This is a genomic window from Campylobacter concisus (assembly GCF_902460415.1).
In the GTDB taxonomy this organism is placed as follows: Bacteria; Campylobacterota; Campylobacteria; order Campylobacterales; family Campylobacteraceae; genus Campylobacter_A; species Campylobacter_A concisus_Y.
In genome coordinates this window covers 68,350-88,045 of sequence record NZ_CABPTY010000001.1, presented here as the reverse complement: position 1 = coordinate 88,045, position 19,696 = coordinate 68,350, and the positions used below count along the sequence as shown (strand labels likewise).

The following is a 19,696-nucleotide window of genomic DNA, read 5'->3' as shown; positions in this document are numbered from 1 at the left end:
ATTTAGCACAGAATTTTAAAATAGATTATAAAAAGCCCCAATCTTTGGCAAATTTATAAAGAGTTGTTAAATATTAGTAGTTTAATTTTTAATACTGCTTAATATTTTTTGACCATTTTGGCTTAAGATTTTACCTTTGAAATTTTCCTTGCAAAACTCCAAAATAAGAGCGTGATAGAGTTTTAAAATTTCAACCTCATCAAATTTCTCGCTATCAAGAAATTTGTAAATTTCATCATAATCAAGCGAGCTAAACCACTCAGCCGCCTCGTCGTAGCTCTCAAAAATGTAGTCAAAATATGCCATTATCCTAAGCGCATAAGCATCAACGACCATATAAGGCTTGCCGCAAGCATAAGCAAGTATCGCATCACAAGTCTCAGCACCAACGCCTCTTACGCTTATGAGCCACTCACGGCTAGCGTTTTCTTTAAAATTATCAAAGCTCTCAAATTCATTTTTTATAGCTAGGCAAAGCGTCTTTAGCCGTTTTGCCTTTGTGTTGTAAAAGCCACTTGGCTTTATGAGTGTGGCAAGCTCGCTGTTTTCAAGCGTGCAAATGCCTTGCAGGCTATCTTTGCTCGCTTTTTTTAGATTATCTAGCGCTTTTTCAACGTTTTTCCAGTTGGTATTTTGCACCAAAATAGCGCCCAAAATGACCTCAAAAGTGCCCTCGCCTGGCCATTTTAGCTCGTCTAAATTTCTCTTTTTGTGATTTAGTAGAACCAAAAACAGATCAGTTGATCTCATTTGAAATTTTCTTTAAATGTTAGATAAAACTGCTTTGCTGTCCTGCCGCTCCTGCTGGCTCTTAGCGTGGCGAAATTTTTAGCAAGCGTGTGAAGCTCATCTTTGTCGCCAGTGTAGTCCTTAAAGTAAAAATCAACCATTTTTAGGTACTCATCGTAGTTGCCTTGATAAAAGCTGATCCAAAGACCAAAGCGATCTGAGAGCGAAATTTTCTCCTGAGCTGCGTCGCTGTAGTGAATTTCTCCGTCTATTAGCTCTGAGTTTTCATTTTCGCTTTTAAACTCGCTTATTAGGTGTCTGCGGTTTGAAGTGGCGTATAAAAGGACGTTTTTAGGTGGCTTTTGAATAGAGCCATCCATTATAGACTTTAGAAATTTATACTCATTGCTACCATTTTCAAAGCTTAGATCATCACAGAAAATGATAAATTTAAACTCACTCTTTCTGATCTCATCGATGATGTCACCAAGGTATTTTAGATCCTCGCAGCCGATCTCAATGATGCGAAGTCCAGCTTTATAAAATTTAGTAAAAACAGCCCTTACAAGGCTTGACTTGCCACATCCTCTCTCACCCCAAAGAAGCACGTGATTTGCCTCGTCGCCAGCTATAAAATTTCTAGTATTTTTTAGCAAAATTTCTTTTTGTTTTTCAAGTCCATAAAGTGAGTCGATATCGACAAAATCAATATCCTCAACTGGCTTTAACATCCCTTTTGTGCTCTTATAAATCGCTGCGTATTTCACACCCCAATCTATCATTTCTTATCCTTTCTTAGATAGACCAAAATTTCAGCCAAAACATCGTCATCGTCCTTGCTACGTGACTTTAGCCTGATCTTCTCGTCATCATTTTTTGTTATTAGTATATTTTGTTCGCTGTTTGAGATCGTCTTTATGCCAGCTTTTAGAGCTAAAATTTTGATGATGATAAGGTCTAAAAACTGCTTTGTAAATGTATCTATCTTGCCAAATCTATCCTCAAGCTCGCTTTGTATCTCATAGACTTCAGCGACCTCTTTACACTTGCTAAGGCGCCTGTAAATTTCAAGCCTTAGCCTATCTTCTCTTATAAATTCTTGATTTAAAAAGGCGCTCACACTAAGCTTTAGATCGATCTTGTCAAGCTTTGCGGAGTCTTGATTTAGCAGTTTATTGATCTCGTCTTCTAGCATCTTTAGATATAGCGAGTAGCCGATAGCCTCGATGTGGCCGCTTTGCGCCTCGCCGATGATGTTGCCACCACCCCTTATCTCAAGGTCGTGATAGGCTAGCACTGAGCCAGCGCCCAAAAATGAGTTGCCCTCAAGTGCGACAAGGCGTTTTAGAGCGTCTTTGCTAATGGCATCTTTATCTTCAACTAAAAAGTAGCAGTAGGCCTGCTTATCGCTTCTGCCCACACGACCGCGCAGCTGGTGCAGGTCAGCCATGCCAAATTTATTAGCATTTTCTACGATTATGGTGTTTGCATTTGGCAAGTGGATGCCACTTTCAACGATGCTGGTGCAAAGTAGCAAGTCATACTCGCCCCGCTCAAATTTCATCATCTCATCTTCAGTAACTTTCGCATTTACCTTTGAATGCAGTATCAAGATCCTAAGCTTTGGCAAAATTTTTCTTAGATCATTTGCTGTCTGCTCAATGTCTGCGATGTGGTTGTGAATGTAAAAGGTCTGCCCGCCACGTCTTAGCTCACGCATGATCGCCTCTTTGACGACCTTTTCGTCCCACTCTCTCACACTTGTTCTAACATCCAGTCTTGAGCTTGGCGGAGTGGCCAAAATACTATATGTTTTTATCTTACTAAGCGCCATATTTAGGCTTCTTGGTATAGGAGTGGCACTCATACTTAAGATGTGTGAATTTTGAGAAATTTCTTTTAACTGCTCTTTTTGTTTAACGCCAAATTTATGCTCTTCATCAACCACTATAAGCCCTAAATTCTCAGCCTTTATGCCAAGAAGTGCATGCGTTCCCACGCAAACTATCGGCTCATTTTCTTTTAGTGCTTTTTGCAGGCTAGACTTCTCTTTGGCACTTGAGAAGCGATCCAATCTAAAAACCTTTATGCCAAATTTGCTAAATCTTTGGCTTAGCGTCTTGTAGTGCTGCGAGCTAAGAAGCGTCGTTGGCACAAAGAAAAATGCGCTAAAGCCTGATTTTATGCAGGTAAATATGGCATTCATCGCAACTTCTGTCTTGCCAAAGCCAACATCTCCGCTAAGCAGCCTATCCATCACCTTGCCGCTTTTTAGCTCATCTTTTATATCATTTACCGCTTTTTGCTGATCATTCGTATATGAAAAGCCAGCATCTTGAACGAAATTTAGATAAGAGATATCCTCTTTTTGTAAAATTTTGCCTGCGATTAGCTCTCTTTTTGCAGCCATTGCTACGATCTTTGAAGCGATCGCGAAGAGTTTTTCTCTAACCCTCTCTTTTATCTTTGTAAAATTTGCCTTGCCCAAGCGATCAAGCACCGCCATAGAGCCATTTTGAGCGATGTAGCGGTCTATCAAATTTAGATGTTCAACTGGCAAAAGAAGCTTGTCGTCATTTTGGTAGGCGATAACCACAAATTCCTTTGTCACGCCCAAAACCTTGATCTTTTCAAGCCCCAAAAATCTGCCTATACCATAATCTTCATGCACGACGTAGTCATTTACCTTTAGCTCATCCACCACGAGACTTGAGCGTTTAACTCGTCTTTTTTTCTCAAATTTATTAAGTGAGACTACGATCTTATCACTTGAGGTTAAATTTACTACAAGGGGCGAAATTTCAAGCTTTACATTAGCAAAGCCATCAAGCTCATAGCCCTTAAAAAGCCCTTCATTTCTTGAAAGAACGGTTATGCTTTTGCTCTTATTTAGCTCAAAAAAGTCAAAATTTAAAGTGACTTCTAGGTCTTTATAGACCTTTGGCTCTGGCAAAATTTCAATGCCCTTAAATTTCTCTTCAGGCGCATCATAAATTTCAAAATCGATCTTTTTAACAAGCTTTGAGCCAAATTCTTTTAAGTAGTCGCTAAAGCTATCTATCGCCCAAAATCCAAGCGAATTTAGATCGCTCACCAAAGCGTCACTTTGCATATCCTCGATCTTTTGGCTAACTTTTTCAAACTCATCTTTGCTCAAATTTGCGAGAAATGGCACGATCTCGGCTTCGCTTAGCTCAGCTTTGTTGCTAATTTGTGTGGCGGTGTTATAATTTCTTATGCTCTCCACCTCATCGCCAAAGAGTAAAATTCTAATAGGATCATCCATATTTACACCGTAAATGTCAATGACTTCGCCACGAATGCTAAACTCGCCAACGCTCTCAACGATATCGACGCACTCGTAGCCAAAGCGTATGAGTAGGTCAGCAAATTCGCTTAAATTTAGATTATCTTTTAGCTTGATTGTTGAGCTTTCTAGGTTTTTTTGCGTTGGAAGTGGGTTTAAAAGCGTGCTAAATGGGCTTATAATGATCTTTTTGCCATTAAATTTATAGTATTTACTAAGAACGGATGAAATTTCAAAAAGCTCTTCGTTAAAGCTTCTTAGATCATCGCCCTTTTTAGCTCTAAAATCAGGTAATTTAAAAGCGCTAAAGCCAGCAAAACTGGCCGCATCAGCGCAGAGTGCCGCCTCTTTGTCATCTTCGCAGATGAGAATTTGTGGGGCGTGCGTTAAAAGATACTCATAGACCTTTGCTTGCATAGTACTCTTTTAAAAAGGCTTCAACTAGATGAAATGAGCCAAAAGCTAGATAAATTTTGCCGTTTTTTGCCTCTTTTATATCGTTCATATCGCTTGGCTCAAACTCTCTATGCGAAATTTCAAGCTCGTTTAACGCTTTATTTATAAGCTCTCCGCCAAGCTCCCTGCCCTCGCAGTGATAGTGATAAAGCAGTACGTCATTAATGACCGGCTTAAGTGCTGTCAAAACAGCTTTAAAATCTTTATCTAAGAACGAATTATAGACCAAGGTAAGCTTCTTGCTGGCAAACTCACCTTGGCTAAATTTCTTAGCAACAGCCTTTGCGCCAAGCTCGTTGTGACCGACATCAACGTATAAATTTGAATCGATCTTTTCACATCTACCTCGAAGCGTGAGAGCGCCAAGCTTTTTTATGTCTATGCTGTTATCTAAAATTTTAGCAGCGGCGTAGGCTAGAGTTAAATTTGAGCGTAAAAATTCCGGTAAGTTATATTTGTCAGCGTATCTTGCTATCTCATCTAAATTTTTAGCAGTTAAGATTTCTCTTGGAAAGCTTAAAGCTGCCTTTTTCTCGCTTGAAATTTCTTTTGCTATAGCGATACTTATCTCGTTCATTTCGTCATTTAAAATAGCTCTTGTGCCCATAGCCTCAAACTTCGTGCGTGAAATTTCTTCTAAACTATTTCCAAGAACTGCCGTGTGATCGAGCCCAATAGGCGTAAAAATGCTTAACTCTTTTTCAAAAACATTTGTCGCATCAAGCACACCACCCATACCAGCTTCGCAGACAAAGTAGTCGCAACCCTCAAAAAGTACAGCTGAAAGCAATGTCATATACTCAAAATAACTTGTTTTTATCTTGTATTCATCGCTTAGAAGTCCTTGCATGCGCTCGTGAGCTGCTTCTAAAATTTCATCACTAGCGACTTCGCCATTTAACCAAAATCGCTCGTTAAATTTAAATATATGAGGGCTCGTGTAATGCCCTACTTTTGCGCCATTTTGGCTTAAAATTTGCGCTAAAAAGCGGCCAGTGCTGCCTTTGCCGTTTGTGCCTATTATGTGAATAATCTTAAATGGCTTTATATGCTCTTTTATAGTCGCATACGCTCTAATAATCCTGCCATAGTCAATCTCTTTATAGTAAAGTGGTTTGCCATCAAGAAATTTAGCTAGGCTCATTTTTCCTCGATTATCTTTGGCATTACTTGATTTCTACCATTTTCTTTTGAGAGATAAAGCATCTTGTCGGCAGCCTCAAGCGTCATTGTCTCACTTAAATTTGCACTTCTTGTCGCTATACCGGAGCTTATAGTAACCTTGATACGCTCATTTTTATAGATAAATTTGAAATTTTCTATCATGCTTCTTAGCTTATCTCCAAATTTAACACTATCTTTTAAGCCAGTACTTGGAAGTAAGATTACAAATTCTTCACCGCCATATCTACCAACAAAATCAACCTTTCTAGCATTTTTCTTGAGCACTTGAGCCACTGCTGAAAGAATAACATCGCCAGCCTCATGTCCATAAGTATCGTTTATGCTTTTGAAAAAGTCAATATCAACAAAGCAGATAGAATAGTCAGTCCCATAGCGTTTATATGCCTCTTCAATGCGTTGAATCTCATTCATCAAAGCACGCTTAGTAGATACCTTTGTCAAAAAGTCTTCTTTGCTCTCCAGTTTAGCTTCCTCAAGCTCTTTTTCAAGGCTGTTTACTCTATTTTGAAGCTCTAAGATAGTAGCTTGTCTATTGTGCATCTCGATACCAAGCTCTTTGCTCTCGATCTCCAAAGCACCAGCGATCTCAATAAGCATGCTTCTTACTTGATCAATACTGTTTGTATTTAAATTTACATTTTTTAGATCATTTTTAATGCTTTTTACTTTATCAGAACTACTTTGCGAACTAACCGCGATATCAGAAATTCTCTCGCTTATATTTTGTAAAACATTATTTAACGAACCAACTTTTTCTATGATCTCCGTTCTGTCTTCTTCTATTCTGCGATCAACAAATGACTTTACCTTTTCTTGAAATTCTTTGCTACTTAAGGTTTTAGGATTTTGCTTCAAAGTACTTCTTATCGAACTAAGCTCTTCATCAAGATCCTTTGTAATAGAAGGCTCAAGAGTAAGGCTTAAAAGCTGAATCAAAACATCCTCTTCGCCATCTTCATCTTTTTGTGTAAGAAATTTCTCAAGTTCAGAACTCATTGTCTTTAAATCATCAAAATTTCTAACACCATAATATTTCAAAAATTCTAAAAATTCAGTGTCGTAAGAGCTAACAAAGTCAAACCATCTAAGGCACATCTCTTCAAGATTTTTCTCATCATATCTTCTAGCGAGCAGCTGCATACTTTGCTCTGCTAAGCTTTTTGCATCTTTATTGTGAAGCATTGAGATTGCTTGGAGGATTCTTCTAGCAAATGCATTTAGTGACTGTAGTTTTTTATCATCAGTTGCAAGACTTGCTCCTTGTTGAGCACCTCTAGAGAGCCTAGCAGTCATAAAAGCGACAAACTCATCGACCGTCTTTATATGAAGGCTTAGGGCTTGATTTTTATATTCATCACCAAGCCTTGAGATATATTTTTCTATCTTTTTACTCTCTTCTGTTGTAAAGCCATATTTTTTAGAAATTTCATTATAGACTTCAGTGTAATTCTCTGGCGTTAGCATCAAATGACGATCTTTGATCTCATTTAAGGCTTCCTTGACTATTTGACTAACGGTTACTGCTGCCATTTCTATATCCTTTTACCGCTAAACTTGCGATATACTCATCAAAGGCCTCTTTTGATGCCTCTTTGATAGCTTCGTATTTTTGAGTATCACTAAGAATGCTGTCAGCAAATCTTACATCTTTTTGACGTCTTGCGACACTAAAGTCATACTCGCCAGTGGCTGGAATATCAACTACACTGCCATCTTTAAATTTAGTCTTATAATTTAAGCTAAGATGTGCTTTATATGACGTAATGTAGCCAAACTCATCATAAATAATTGCTTCGTAATTTAAATCTTTTACCGAAATAATTATCGAAGTATCAGCACTCTCTTTGCTTGATAAATTTTTATTTAGCCTTGCGACCATGCCCTCTTTTACAGCATCCTTTATCCAAACACTATTTTTTGGCTCTTCTTTACTGATGATCACATCAACATAAATTTTATCGCCAACTAGATCATGTGTGATCTTTGAAACCGGCTTATAACCACACCCGCAGATAAAAAACGCAATAAAAAACGCTAAAAAATATCTCAAAATTTATCCTTTAATGACAAAATTTACTAATTTGCCTTTTATATAAATCTCTTTTAAAATTTCTTTTCCTTCAAGCCATTTAGCCACATTTTGTTTAGCTAGCTTTAAAATTTCACCCTCACTCTCGCTCGCTGCCACTTCAAACTCAGCCCTTTTTTTGCCATTTACCGTAACTGCAAGAGCGATGCTATCTTTTACAAAAACCTCTTCTTTTACGTCTATCTTTGTGAAATTTTTCCTACCAAAAAGCTCTTCGCTAAGCTCGTTTGCAATATGCGGCACGATAGGCTCGAGTAAATTTAAGATGATAAAAAAGCCCTCAGCATTTACATCTTCGTTATCCTGCGCATTTATAGCATTTAGTGCCTCCATGCAAGCAGCGATCAATGTATTAAAAGCAAATGTGTCGCTAAAAACCTCGGTTGATTTTTTAAGCGCTTCATAAATTTTTAGTCTTGCAAATTTCTCATCTTTGTTTAGGCTTTCATGGTCTATCTCAGGCAGTTTATCTATCTTTTTGATAGTTTGTGCCTTCTCCCAAAGCCTATTTAAAAACCTAAATGCGCCTTCAACTGCGCTGTCGTTCCACTCAAGCTCCTTTTGAGGAGGTGCTGCAAAAAGGATAAAAAGCCTTGCTGTATCAGCACCATATTTATTGATAATATCGTCAGGATCTACGACATTGCCCTTACTTTTGCTCATCTTTTTGCCATCTTTTAATACCATACCTTGAGTTAGTAAATTTTCAAACGGCTCATCGTCTCTTAGATAGCCTAGATCTCTTAAGACCTTTTGGAAAAATCTAGCATACAAAAGGTGCAAGATCGCATGCTCGATACCGCCGATATACTGATCTACATTCATCCAATAATTCACACTCTTTTCATCAAGTGCTTTTTGCCCCCAAGTCTTCTCATCGCTTGCAAATCTAGCAAAATACCAGCTACTCTCCACAAACGTATCCATCGTATCAGTCTCTCTGATCGCATCTTTACCGCATTTTGGACACTTTATAAATTTCCAAGTTGGATGTTTATCTAAAGGATTGCCCTCGCCTGTGATCTCGACATCTTCAGGAAGTGCGATAGGCAAATTTTCCTCTTTTTCAGGCACTACGCCGCAGCATTTGCAGTGAACTACTGGTATTGGCGCACCCCAGTATCTTTGACGAGAAATTCCCCAGTCTCTTAATTTATAGTTTGTGATTCTTTTACCTAAACCATCTTTTTCAAATTTTTCTATTATGAAATTTTTAGCTTCTTCTGAAGCAAGTCCATTTATAAGCTCAGAATTTATAGTAACTCCATACTCAGAATATGCTTTAGAACCGTCGCTCTCGCCCTCAAGCGGCTTTACTACTGGCTTTATAGGAAGATTAAATTTACTTGCAAACTCGTAATCTCTTTGATCATGTGCAGGGACAGCCATGATAGCGCCACTGCCGTAGTCAGCTAGGATAAAATTTGCAACCCAAACTGGGATTTTTTCATTTGTGAGTGGATGAACGACGTAAATTCCTAAAAATTCTCCGTCTTTTTCGCTCGCTTGACGCTCTCTTGGGCTTTGATTTAGGATTGTTTTTATCTTTGTCTTTTTGCTTTCATCAATTTTATCACTCTCAAGCAATGCTTTTACAATAGGATGCTCAGGTGCAAGAGCTGTGTAGCTAACGCCGTAAATCGTATCGGCCCTTGTAGTAAACACCTCAAAGCCATCAAATTTACCACCTAAAGCCTCTTTTGAAGCTTCATCAAGATAAAATTTAAACTCCAAGCCGTAGCTTCTGCCGATCCAGTTTTCTTGCATTGTAATTACTTGATTTGGCCATTTGCCTTCAAGAAGTTTTAGATCATCAAGTAGCTCGCTAGCGTATTTTGTGATGTTAAAGTAATATCCTGGAAGCTCTTTTTGCACCACTTCATTACCGCATCTCCAGCATTTACCATCCTCTACCTGCTCATTTGCAAGCACAGTTTGATCGTATTCACACCAATTTATAATTGCATTTTTTCTATAAACAAGCCCTTTTTCAAACATCTTTATAAAAAAGCTTTGCTCCCACTTTGTGTAAAGTGGATCAGACGTGGCTAAAATTCTCTTTTTAGAAAATGAAAAGCCAAGGCTTGCAAGCTCTTTTTTCATATAGTCGATGTTTTCGTAAGTCCAAATTTTAGGGTGAATTTTATGTTTTATGGCTGCGTTTTCAGCTGGCATACCAAAGCTATCAAAGCCAATAGGATGAAGCACGTTGTAGCCGCTTTTTCTATATGATCTAGCAAGTGCATCGCCGATAGAGTAGTTTCTCACATGCCCCATATGTATGCGTCCACTTGGATAAGGAAACATGCTTAGGATATATTTTTTTGGCAAGCTTAGGTCGTCCTTTGGTTCAAATTCTTCATTTTTATCCCAAATTTCTTGCCATTTTTTTTCTATCTTTAAAGGCTCATATTTTCTCTTTTCAGCCATTTTTTCTCCTAAAATTCTTCTTGAGCTTTGCTTGATTCTATTAAAACCAAGGCTAGTGAAAATATATTTGCAATGACTGCGCCAATAGCCAACGAATAGCTAAGTGTTATATTTTCAGAGACTTGCAAAATAACAAAAGCTGGTATAAGGTGCAAATCAGCAACCAGTGAGCTTGCAAAAAGCTCAGCCGAGAGTAAATTTTTAACACCGATCTTAAGTAGTGTTGAAACCAAATTTATACTAGCCGCCACAAAAAGCGCAATCTCGTTTTTATCATATAAAAATTCTGCCGTAGTCGTAAGACTCATCAATGCAAAAAATATGTAGATAACTTTTCCCCAGTTCATTATCCCTCCTTACACAACGCCTTTCTCAAACATAGCACGCTCTTTTTCGCGCTCTTTTTTTATCTTTTGCTTTTCAGTCTCTCTACTTCTAAAATGCTCGATGCTAAATTTAAACCAGATAAGAAACGGCGAAGAGATATAGATCGAACTGATAGTTCCTATGATAATACCAACGATAAGAATAAATGAAAATCCATGTATCATATCTCCACCAAATAAAAATAACACAAGAACTGTCATCATTGTAGTTGCTGAAGTTAAGATAGTTCTTGAAAGCGTAGCAGAAACTGACTCGTTTATAACGCCCTCGATGTCAGTTCGCTTGCTCTCTTTGATACCTTCTCTTATCCTATCAAAGATAATAATCGTATCATTTAGAGAGTAGCCAAGCACCGTTAAAACGGCAGCTAACGTATCCAAATTTACATCAATATTAAATAGCGAAATAGCACCAACAGTTATAACTATATCGTGAATTTCAGTTGCAATCGCAGCTAGCGCAAAACGCCACTCAAATCTAAATGTGATGTAGATTAATATGCCAATTAGTGAAATTCCAAGAGCCATCAAGCCTTTTTCTCTAAGCTCATCACCAACCTTTGGTCCAACGATATCAACACGTCTTACTTCAAAATTTCCAGTATCTTTTAAAATTTGCTTTATCTCAGTACCGATGTCGCCAGTTAAATTTGAGCTTGAGCCTGAAAATCTAATAACAGCCTCATCTTCGCTTCCAAACTCAGTAACAGAGGCGTTTTTAAGCACTTCATTTGTGCCAAAAGCGTCGCGGATTTTATCTAGTGGCGCTTTGGTGTCGTATTTGAGCTGAATAAGCGTACCGCCAGAGAAATCGATACCATAGTTTAACCCTTTTGTAGCAAGTAAAACGATAGAGCCAACAAATAAAAATATAGAAAATGCTAGTGAAGCAAATCTAAAACGCATAAAATCATAAACTTTTGCCTTAGTAAAAATTTGCATCATTAGCTCCTTTTATAACCAAACCAAAGTCTGGTATTTCCACTTTTTTCTATCTTGTCCATAGCAGCGTCAAACATGCCATGAGTACCAAGTATAGCTGTTAGCATAGAAGCCATGATACCTATTGCCATTGTTACTGCAAAGCCTTTAACTGGACCAGTACCATAAGCGTAAAGTACCGCAACTGTGATGATAGTAGTTAAGTTTGAGTCAATAATCGCACTCATGGCGTGCTCATAGCCTTTTTGAACAGCTATCCTTATCGCTACACCTTCACGCAAAAGCTCACGTATACGCTCATTTATGATGACGTTAGCATCAACTGCCATACCGATCGTTAGCACGATACCAGCCATACCAGGAAGTGTAAGCGTCGCTCCAAAAAGCGCCATGACAGCTACTAATATAACGACGTCTGCAACTAGTGCGATATTTGCAAAAATTCCAGAAATTCCATAATAAACTAGCATAAATAACACGACTAAGATAGATCCAGCAACAAGTGCTACCATACTTTGGTTGATACTCTCTTGTCCCAAAGATGGGCCAACGCTTCTTTTCTCTAGCATCTTAACAGGGGCTAAAAGTGCACCACTTCTAAGAGCGATCGCTACGTCGTGAGCCTCATCAAGGGTAAAGCCACCACTTATCTGGCCACTACCACCCCCTATTCTTTCATTTATAACAGGAGCTGAATAAACCTTGCCATCAAGTACAATAGCAAGCCTTTTTCCGACATTTGCACCAGTAAAATCACCAAAAATTCTAGCACCTTCTGAGTTAAGAGTGAAATTTATGATCGGTAGGTTATTTTGCTGAGAAAATGCAACCTTTGCATCAGTTAGCATAGAGCCGTCAAGCACTGGGATGTTTTTAACGACATATTTTACACGGTCATTTTTAGCATCTTTAAAGATCACATCGCCGTAGCTCTCAGCTTCAGCCTCACTCATTGTATTAGCCTGATCTTGTCTTTTATCATCAACTGCCATAAGCTGCAAGTGAGCAGCCTTTGCGATAAGATCTCTTGCTCTTTGTTCATCCTCTTCAGTCTTTATACCAGGAAGCTCAACTAGGATATTATCTTTGCCCTGTCTGGCAACAGTTGGCTCAGCTAGACCAAACTGATCGAGTCTGTTTCTAATAGTTTCAACAGCTTGCGAGATCGCATATTCAATCGTATCCACTCTTTCTTGTTCTGTTAAAGATATGCTGTAATTTAAACCATCTTTTTTGATATCAAGCCCCTTTATCTCAGCTAGTGCTTTATCTACTTTTGGAGCCTCGTCGCCATCAAGGAGAGTAAAGTCAATGTTCTCTTCTTTAATCTTAAATTTATCAATTAACACATCTTCTTTTTTGGCATAATAATTTATGCTTCCAGCTATTGATTTTATTTTTGAGTGAATAGCTTCGCTCGTTTCAACACCAAGCAGCATATGAAGGCCGCCTTGAAGATCAAGGCCAAGTGAAATTTTAGCCCCATTTTGAGTTTGAAAAAAAGATGGTACCGAAAAGCCAAAACCAAAAATCAAGGCTAATATTAAGATAATTAGCCTATATGTGACTCTTGCGTTACGCATTATTTATCTTCGATCTTTTTAGCTACAAACTCGCGTGCTATGCGAACGATTACATCATCGTTAAGTTTAACTTTGATAAAATCATTTTCGGCTTTAATCACTTCGCAGATAAGTCCGCCATTAGTTATTATCTTATCACCTTTATCAAGAGCTGCGAGCATTGCTGCATGGGCTTTTTGTTGTTTTTGTTGAGGTCTAATAACCAAAAAGTAAAATATGGCGAAAAGCACAACAAGAGGTAGTAATGATGTTAAAAAATCAGCGTTTTGCATGGATTTCCTTATTTGTAAGATTTTTAAATGGGCATTTTAGCACTAAAATTATAATAAAAGCCTTTGTCGGTGCTTTTTTGCTTTTCAACTTTATTTTTTTAAGCCTCTTCGAGAATTTGCTCTTAAATTTCATCTCACCGTTTCTAACTTTGACTGGAATTTACATCATCATAAATTTAAGCAGAGCTGGTTTTTTCGCAGCTGGATTTTTCACAGGAATTTTGTGGTTTTATTGGATCAGCTTTAGTTTTATCTACTATGAGCTCGTTTGGCTTATACCGTTTGTCATTCTCTTTGTAGCATTTGTTTACGGATTTATGTTTTGGATAGCCTCTTTCCCAAGTTTTGTAGCACTTAGAGCCATTTTGCTATTTTTAGCAAGCTACGTTCATCCATTCGGCTTTAACTGGTTTAATCTCGAGGCCACACTTGTTGTAGGAGCTTTTGAGCCAAGCACAAGAGGGCTTATATTTATATTTTTAGCAGCCATTTCTTTGAGTTTAAAAAGCAAAATTTTAAAATTTATCCTAGCTTTTATCTGCCTGATCGCCGCTTTGCAGTTTAAAGGTGGTGGGGCAAAGACTTTGCCATTTGACGTGGAGCTAATAAACACCGATGTCGCTCAAAGGGTGCGCTGGGATAAAAGCTTACGCATGGAATTTACAAATGAAAATTTAGACTTAATAAATAACGCCATAGCCGAGCAAAAGCGTCTCATCGTGCTGCCTGAAAGCGCGTTTCCACTATTTATGACAAATGAGCCACTACTTGTTGATGAGCTAAAAGAGCTTTCAAAAAAGATAACCATCGTAGCTGGCGCGCTTGCCTATGAAAATAAGCAAATTTATAACTCTGCATTTTTGTTTCAAGATGGTGGTCTAAGGCGAATGGATAAGAAATTTTTAGTGCCATTTGGCGAAGAAATTCCTTTGCCAAAATTTATGCAAGACGCAGTAAATAAGCTATTTTTTGGTGGAGCTAGCGACTTTAAAAAGGCGGAAAATTTTAGTGACTATGAGATAGACGGAGTTAAAATCAGAAATGCTATCTGCTACGAGGCAACAAGAGAAGAGCTTTATAATGGTGAATTTGACGTGGTTGTAGCTATCACAAACAATGGTTGGTTTATGCCAAGTAGCGAACCTGTGCTTCAAAGGCTACTTATAAAGTACCTTGCGACAAAATATAATAAAGCAGTCTATCACAGCGTAAATGGCTCAAAAAGTGAGATCATAAAGCCTAAAAAAGCGTTTTGGAATGAGTTTTAAAAAGAGAGATTTAAAGTGGCTTTTGAATAAAGCCACTTTTTTGATTATTTTTTTAGCAAAGCTTTGAAAGTATCGACTGCATCAAGTTTTTCCCAAGGGTATTTTGCATTTCCCACTTGACCTTTTGCAGCTACTTTTGCGTATAAAAACGTATCTTTACTTGGCTTATCAAGACCAAATTTATTTGTTATCCAGCGAGGCGTTAGAGCAAAATGCTCGCTTACAAATTTTGAAAGCATATCGTCATTTACGCCATTTGCGTGAGTTCCCATAGTATCAACGCTAACTGAAGTTGGCTTTGCAACACCGATCGCGTAGCTTATCTGGACGATACATTTTTTTGCAAGGCCAGCTGCGACGATATTTTTAGCTATCCAGCGCGCTGCGTAAAGTCCGCTGCGATCAACCTTTGTGTAGTCCTTACTTGACTGAGCACCGCCGCCTATTGGACTATATCCACCAAAGCTATCAACGATTAGTTTTCTACCTGTTAGGCCGCTATCGTGAAGTGAGCTGTGATTTACATATCTGCCTGTTGGGTTTATATAGATGATCGTTTTTTCTTTATTATATAGCTCTTTTGGAAGGCCAGTTTCGTCTATTAATTTTTGTATTAGTGCGCGAAGCTCTTCTATCTTCATTCTCTCCACGCAAGGGGCAGAGACGACGATAGTATGGATGCTTTGAGGTTTGCAGTTTTCAAAGTTGTCTTTGCTACCGTAATCAATCGTAACTTGCGTTTTAATATCAACGCCAAGCTTATCAGGGTTTGCTTTGGCAAATTTATATACTTTTTCACAAAGCATTCTTGCGTAAGTTATGGCTGCTGGCATAAATTCTTTCGCTTCGCAGCTCGCAAAACCAAACATAATGCCTTGATCCCCTGCTCCGATCTCACCGCTACTTTGATCAACGCCTTGATTTATATCTGGACTTTGTTGATTTAAATAAACTTTGACCTCGATATCATCTGGATGCAAGCACTGCTCTTTTGTAAAATTACTCTTTCCATCATATCCGATATGTGCAAGAGCATCTTTTACGATCTTTTCGTAATCTTTAAAAGAGAGTTTTACCTTTGAGTTTATCTCTCCACCTATTACTATGTTTTTTCCAGCCACAAAAACTTCGCTTGCAACACGACCATTTGGATCTTGTGTTAAAATAGTATCAACAATGCTATCAGCGATTATATCAGCACATTTATCTGGATGGCCCGGACTTACAACTTCAGAGGTAAATAAATACATTTTTATCCTTTTATTGACTAAAATTTTGTGCAATTGTAACAAATCTATTTAAAAGGCTAATTAATCTTTGTCAAATTCTTTATATTTAAAAATTGTTTAGCTAAAATCGACAAAAAACTAATTTATTAAGGTGTCAAATGAATATGCTTAAAAACATAGCAAGAAGATACGCCGATGGAAATTTGATAGTTCAAATTTTAGTTGGTATCATTCTAGGTGCCCTAGTTGGCTTTTACACACACTACGAAGCTGCTCCTTATAACAAGATCTCAGCTAAAATTCAAACTATTCAAAACGAGAGTGGTTTGAGCATAGATGAAGTTATAAAAACTCGCCTTAGTCAAGATGAAGCCAAACAGCTAAATGAAGCCAAAGAAAAAGCCGGTTCAGCCGATTCTATTGCGGCTTCAGCTTCAGTTTTAGGAGATTTATTTAAAGGCGCTTTAAAAGCTATCGCACCAATTCTTGTCTTTGTTTTAGTGGCAACATCCATTATTTTAAGAGATTTTGGTCATACAAAAGGTATGCAAAAGATCATTACACTCTATCTAATTGGTACATTTTTAGCAGCCGTTGTTGCAGTTATTGCTAGTTTCTTATTTCCAGTGGAGCTTTCTTTAAAAGGTCTTGCAAGCGCTGATATGTCAGCACCTCAAGGAATTACCAACGTTTTAAAAGATCTCATTTATAAAATGGTCGAAAATCCAATAAACGCCCTTGCAAATGGCAACTATATAGGCATCATCACCTGGGCAGTCGGTAGTGGTATAGCACTTAGAAATTCCACAGCTGAGACCAAAAAAGTATTTAAAGATATAAGCGATGGCGTAACTCATATTGTTAAATTTATCATTAGACTAGCTCCATTTGGTATTTTTGGCATGGTAGCTATTAGCATTCATGAAACAGGATTTGAGGTACTTGCAGGATATCTAAAACTGATTTTAGTTCTTGTTGGAGCAATGCTTGTTGTCGCATTTATCATCTATCCAGCCATGGTTTTTGTATTAACTAGAAAAAATCCTTATCCACTTGTTATGATCTGTTTAAAAGAAAGTGCTATTTCGGCATTTTTTACAAGAAGCTCGGCCGCAAATATCCCTGTAAATATGGCACTTTGCAAAAAGCTTGGTCTAAAAGAGGAGCTTTACTCTATCTCTATCCCACTTGGAGCTACCATAAACATGGGCGGTGCGGCAGTTACCATTAGTATCCTAGCGCTTACCGCGGTAAATTCTATCCCATCTATCACAGTTACATTTGGCGATGCGCTACTTCTTTGCTTTATCTCAGCTCTTGGTGCATGCGGTGCATCTGGCGTGGCTGGAGGCTCACTTCTTTTAGTGCCATTGGCGTGCGGTCTTTTTGGTATCAGCAATGACATAGCAATGCAGTTTGTCACAGTTGGCTTTACGATTGGCGTCATCCAAGACTCAGTTGAAACTGCGCTAAATAGCTCATCAGACGTGCTTTTTACAGCCGTGGCATCAGAGACTTCAAACTAACCTTCAATAAAATTTCAGCTAAATTTTGGCTGAAATTTTACTTTTATCCATTTTTTTGTAAAATGTCCCAAAAATTTAAAGGATAAATATGCAAATTTGGGATCTAAAAGCACTTTTTGCAAACGAAAAAGAGTGCGAGCAAAACGCACTAAATTTACAAAAAGAGTGCAAAAAATTTAAAGATAAATACCTTGAAAATTATGAAAATTTAAAAACAGATGAATTTTTAAAAGCATTTGGTGAATATGAAAGCTTGATAGCTAAAATTTCAAAGGTAATGACTTACGCTTTTTTAAATTTTGCCAAAGATACAAGCAAGGGTGCATTCTACGCAAAGATCGATGAGATAGCGACAAAAGCAAATGAAAATTTGATATTTTTTGAGATCAAATTTAATGAATTTGCCCCTAAAAAACAAGAAGAGATCATCAAAAGCTCCAAAAAATATGGCTACTATCTAAGCAACCTCGCCAAAGCAAAACCGCACCAGCTAAGCGTTGCTGAAGAAAAGGTTTTGCTACGCACTGCAAGCACTGGAGGCGAGGGCTTTTCAAGGCTTTTTGATGAGAGCATGAGCAAGATGAGGTTTAAATTTAAAGGCGAGCTTTTAAATGAAGAAGAGATTTTAGCTAAGCTTCATGAGAGCGATCAAAGCGTGCGAAAACTAGCCGCCAAAAGCCTTTCAAACGAGCTTAGCAAGCACCAGCACCTTCTTGGCTACATATATAATATGATAAAAACTGATCTAAAAACGAGCTGCGAGCTGCGAAATTTCAAGCTTCCTGAAGAGCCAAGACATCTGGAAAATCAAATCAGTAAAAAAAGCGTTGATTCGCTAATTTCAGTAACGGAGAAAAATTTTGACCTAGTCGCTAAATTTTACGAGCGAAAAAGAGAAATTTTAGGCCTTAAAAAGCTTTATGACTACGACAGATACGCGCCTCTTAGCAGCGAAGGAGAGTATAAATTTGATGAGTGCAAAAAGATAGTTTTAAAGGCGTTTGGGACATTTTCACCTAAATTTGGCGAGATAGCAAAAAGCGCCTTTAATGACGGCTGGATCGACGTTTACCCAGCGCCAAACAAGCGAGGTGGCGCATTTTCTCACTCAGGATCAAGCGACACGCACCCTTATGTTTTGCTAAATCACACAAACCAGCGTAGAGACCTTTTCACGCTAGCTCACGAGCTTGGCCACGCCGTGCATCAAAAGCTCTCATATAGTGTAAGCTACCTAAACTCAGACACCCCGCTAACCACGGCTGAGACGGCTTCAGTCTTTTGTGAGATGCTAGTTTTTGACCACGTAAAAGATGGCCTTAGCAAAAAAGAGAAAATTTCACTGCTCGCTGGCAAGATCGAGGATATATTTGCCACGCTTTACCGCCAGATAAATTTCACAACCTTTGAAAGGGCTGTGCACGCACATGGGGGCGAGATTAGCCTAGATGAGCTAAATAAAATTTGGCTAAGAGAGAGCAAAAAGATGTTTGGCAAAAGCGTCACACTAAATGACTACTACAAAATTTGGTGGAGCTACATCCCACACTTCATCCACACGCCATTTTACTGCTACGCCTACTCTTACGCGCAGCTTCTTGTGCTTGCACTTTTTGGGCTTTATAAAAGCGGCAAATGCAAAAATTTCGTTGAAATTTACACCGAGTTTTTGAGCCTTGGTGGGAGCCTCAGCCCAAGGGAGCTTGTGGGTAAATTTGGCTTTGATATAGATGATAGAAATTTCTGGCAGATAGGCATAAACGAGGTTAAAAAACTAGTAGATGAGTTTTTAGAAATTTCAAAGGATTAAGATGTTAGACGAAATTTTAGACGACGAGAAATTTGCGCTTTTGATGAAGATGCACGTCTATGAGTGCATTGATTTTTTGCTTGAAAAAGGCGTAAATTTCTCAGTTATGGCAAATTTACCGCTAGTTAGCTTTGAGCCAAGTTTGCCAGATGAGATAAGTAGAAGCTTTAATATGCCAGTCATTATGTTTTCACTTGGTGGCTATACGCTTGAGAGTGCGAAACTAACGCAAGATGAGCTTAGCTTCGAGGCTGGATTTGGTAGTGAAAATTTTGCCTCTGTGGTCTCCTTTCCACTTGGTGCGGTGGTTCAAATTTTGGTTGAAAATAGCCCGATCCTTGTAAATTTTTCTATTCATAAGCCAAAAGAGAAGCAAGCGGACCACACAAAAAAATCGGTTTCAGTCTTTTTACAAAATCCTAAAAATAAAGATATATTTAAGAAAAAATAGTAATTTTAAGCATTTTTGGCTAAAATCAAAAGA

The 19,696-nt window shown here is 38.1% G+C and carries 16 protein-coding genes; 4 read left to right on the top strand and 12 right to left on the bottom strand.

Going from position 1 to position 19,696, the window contains the following annotated elements:
- Positions 1–81 precede the first annotated feature (81 nt).
- From FZ940_RS00445 to yajC, 11 genes are read right to left on the bottom strand one after another with little or no spacing between them, the layout of a single operon-like run.
- Positions 82–750 (bottom strand): endonuclease III domain-containing protein, encoded by a 669-nt coding sequence (locus FZ940_RS00445; RefSeq protein WP_148821099.1) that lies wholly within the window; start codon positions 748–750, stop codon positions 82–84.
- Positions 747–1,511, bottom strand: a complete 765-nt coding sequence (locus tag FZ940_RS00440; protein ID WP_148821098.1) for an ATP-binding protein — start codon at positions 1,509–1,511, stop codon at positions 747–749. The genes FZ940_RS00445 and FZ940_RS00440 overlap by 4 nt, the downstream gene beginning before the upstream one ends.
- Entirely contained in the window at positions 1,508–4,453 is a 2,946-nt protein-coding gene (mfd, locus tag FZ940_RS00435; protein WP_148821097.1) for a transcription-repair coupling factor, read from the bottom strand. The genes FZ940_RS00440 and mfd overlap by 4 nt, the downstream gene beginning before the upstream one ends.
- Positions 4,434–5,636: a Mur ligase family protein gene (locus FZ940_RS00430; protein ID WP_148821096.1), complete on the bottom strand. Its 1,203-nt coding sequence runs from the start codon at positions 5,634–5,636 to the stop codon at positions 4,434–4,436. The genes mfd and FZ940_RS00430 overlap by 20 nt, the downstream gene beginning before the upstream one ends.
- Positions 5,633–7,207: a GGDEF domain-containing protein gene (locus tag FZ940_RS00425; protein WP_148821095.1), complete on the bottom strand. Its 1,575-nt coding sequence runs from the start codon at positions 7,205–7,207 to the stop codon at positions 5,633–5,635. The genes FZ940_RS00430 and FZ940_RS00425 overlap by 4 nt, the downstream gene beginning before the upstream one ends.
- Positions 7,188–7,727 (bottom strand): LPS assembly lipoprotein LptE, encoded by a 540-nt coding sequence (gene lptE, locus FZ940_RS00420; protein WP_148821094.1) that lies wholly within the window; start codon positions 7,725–7,727, stop codon positions 7,188–7,190. Before lptE ends, FZ940_RS00425 begins: the two co-directional genes overlap by 20 nt.
- Positions 7,728–7,730: 3 nt before the next feature.
- Positions 7,731–10,196, bottom strand: coding sequence for a leucine--tRNA ligase (gene leuS / locus FZ940_RS00415; protein WP_148821093.1), 2,466 nt, complete (start codon positions 10,194–10,196; stop codon positions 7,731–7,733).
- An 8-nt stretch (positions 10,197–10,204) separates the two neighbouring features.
- Entirely contained in the window at positions 10,205–10,543 is a 339-nt protein-coding gene (locus tag FZ940_RS00410) for a DUF6394 family protein (protein ID WP_021090699.1), read from the bottom strand.
- Positions 10,544–10,552: 9 nt separating this feature from the next.
- Positions 10,553–11,524 carry a protein translocase subunit SecF gene (gene secF / locus FZ940_RS00405; protein ID WP_148821092.1) on the bottom strand — a complete coding sequence of 324 codons (972 nt, stop codon included), beginning with the start codon at positions 11,522–11,524 and terminating at the stop codon, positions 10,553–10,555.
- A 2-nt stretch (positions 11,525–11,526) separates the two neighbouring features.
- A complete protein-coding gene (gene secD / locus FZ940_RS00400) occupies positions 11,527–13,107 on the bottom strand; it encodes a protein translocase subunit SecD (protein WP_148821091.1) in 1,581 nt (526 codons plus the stop codon).
- Positions 13,107–13,379 (bottom strand): preprotein translocase subunit YajC, encoded by a 273-nt coding sequence (gene yajC / locus FZ940_RS00395; protein WP_021090619.1) that lies wholly within the window; start codon positions 13,377–13,379, stop codon positions 13,107–13,109. The genes secD and yajC overlap by 1 nt, the downstream gene beginning before the upstream one ends.
- Between yajC and FZ940_RS00390 the strand changes: the two genes are divergently transcribed.
- Positions 13,355–14,647 (top strand): apolipoprotein N-acyltransferase, encoded by a 1,293-nt coding sequence (locus tag FZ940_RS00390; RefSeq protein ID WP_187422119.1) that lies wholly within the window; start codon positions 13,355–13,357, stop codon positions 14,645–14,647. The two genes, yajC and FZ940_RS00390, sit on opposite strands and share 25 nt — an antisense overlap.
- A 44-nt stretch (positions 14,648–14,691) precedes the next feature.
- Here FZ940_RS00390 and metK read toward each other — a convergent pair whose 3' ends face one another.
- Entirely contained in the window at positions 14,692–15,897 is a 1,206-nt protein-coding gene (gene metK / locus FZ940_RS00385; RefSeq protein ID WP_148821089.1) for a methionine adenosyltransferase, read from the bottom strand.
- 137 nt (positions 15,898–16,034) lie between these two features.
- On the opposite strand from metK, the gene sstT reads away from it, so the two are divergent.
- From sstT to FZ940_RS00370, 3 genes are all read left to right on the top strand, one after another.
- A complete protein-coding gene (gene sstT, locus FZ940_RS00380; RefSeq protein WP_410368981.1) occupies positions 16,035–17,402 on the top strand; it encodes a serine/threonine transporter SstT in 1,368 nt (455 codons plus the stop codon).
- A gap of 88 nt (positions 17,403–17,490) precedes the next feature.
- Positions 17,491–19,212: a M3 family oligoendopeptidase gene (locus FZ940_RS00375; RefSeq protein WP_148821088.1), complete on the top strand. Its 1,722-nt coding sequence runs from the start codon at positions 17,491–17,493 to the stop codon at positions 19,210–19,212.
- Position 19,213: 1 nt separating this feature from the next.
- The gene (locus FZ940_RS00370; RefSeq protein ID WP_148821087.1) at positions 19,214–19,663 is read left to right on the top strand and encodes a hypothetical protein; all 450 of its coding nucleotides are present in this window, start codon (positions 19,214–19,216) and stop codon (positions 19,661–19,663) included.
- Positions 19,664–19,696: the final 33 nt, after the last annotated feature.

Bases quoted from the DNA above. Each gene is read 5' to 3' on its own strand.
- FZ940_RS00445 (WP_148821099.1), bottom strand. From the start codon at position 750: ATGAGATCAACTGATCTGTTTTTGGTTCTACTAAATCACAAAAAGAGA.
- FZ940_RS00440 (WP_148821098.1), bottom strand. From the start codon at position 1,511: ATGATAGATTGGGGTGTGAAATACGCAGCGATTTATAAGAGCACAAAA.
- mfd (WP_148821097.1), bottom strand. From the start codon at position 4,453: ATGCAAGCAAAGGTCTATGAGTATCTTTTAACGCACGCCCCACAAATT.
- FZ940_RS00430 (WP_148821096.1), bottom strand. From the start codon at position 5,636: ATGAGCCTAGCTAAATTTCTTGATGGCAAACCACTTTACTATAAAGAG.
- FZ940_RS00425 (WP_148821095.1), bottom strand. From the start codon at position 7,207: ATGGCAGCAGTAACCGTTAGTCAAATAGTCAAGGAAGCCTTAAATGAG.
- leuS (WP_148821093.1), bottom strand. From the start codon at position 10,196: ATGGCTGAAAAGAGAAAATATGAGCCTTTAAAGATAGAAAAAAAATGG.
- FZ940_RS00410 (WP_021090699.1), bottom strand. From the start codon at position 10,543: ATGAACTGGGGAAAAGTTATCTACATATTTTTTGCATTGATGAGTCTT.
- secF (WP_148821092.1), bottom strand. From the start codon at position 11,524: ATGCAAATTTTTACTAAGGCAAAAGTTTATGATTTTATGCGTTTTAGA.
- secD (WP_148821091.1), bottom strand. From the start codon at position 13,107: ATGCGTAACGCAAGAGTCACATATAGGCTAATTATCTTAATATTAGCC.
- FZ940_RS00390 (WP_187422119.1), top strand. From the start codon at position 13,355: ATGTTAAAAAATCAGCGTTTTGCATGGATTTCCTTATTTGTAAGATTT.
- yajC (WP_021090619.1), bottom strand. From the start codon at position 13,379: ATGCAAAACGCTGATTTTTTAACATCATTACTACCTCTTGTTGTGCTT.
- metK (WP_148821089.1), bottom strand. From the start codon at position 15,897: ATGTATTTATTTACCTCTGAAGTTGTAAGTCCGGGCCATCCAGATAAA.
- sstT (WP_410368981.1), top strand. From the start codon at position 16,035: ATGAATATGCTTAAAAACATAGCAAGAAGATACGCCGATGGAAATTTG.
- FZ940_RS00375 (WP_148821088.1), top strand. From the start codon at position 17,491: ATGCAAATTTGGGATCTAAAAGCACTTTTTGCAAACGAAAAAGAGTGC.
- FZ940_RS00370 (WP_148821087.1), top strand. From the start codon at position 19,214: ATGTTAGACGAAATTTTAGACGACGAGAAATTTGCGCTTTTGATGAAG.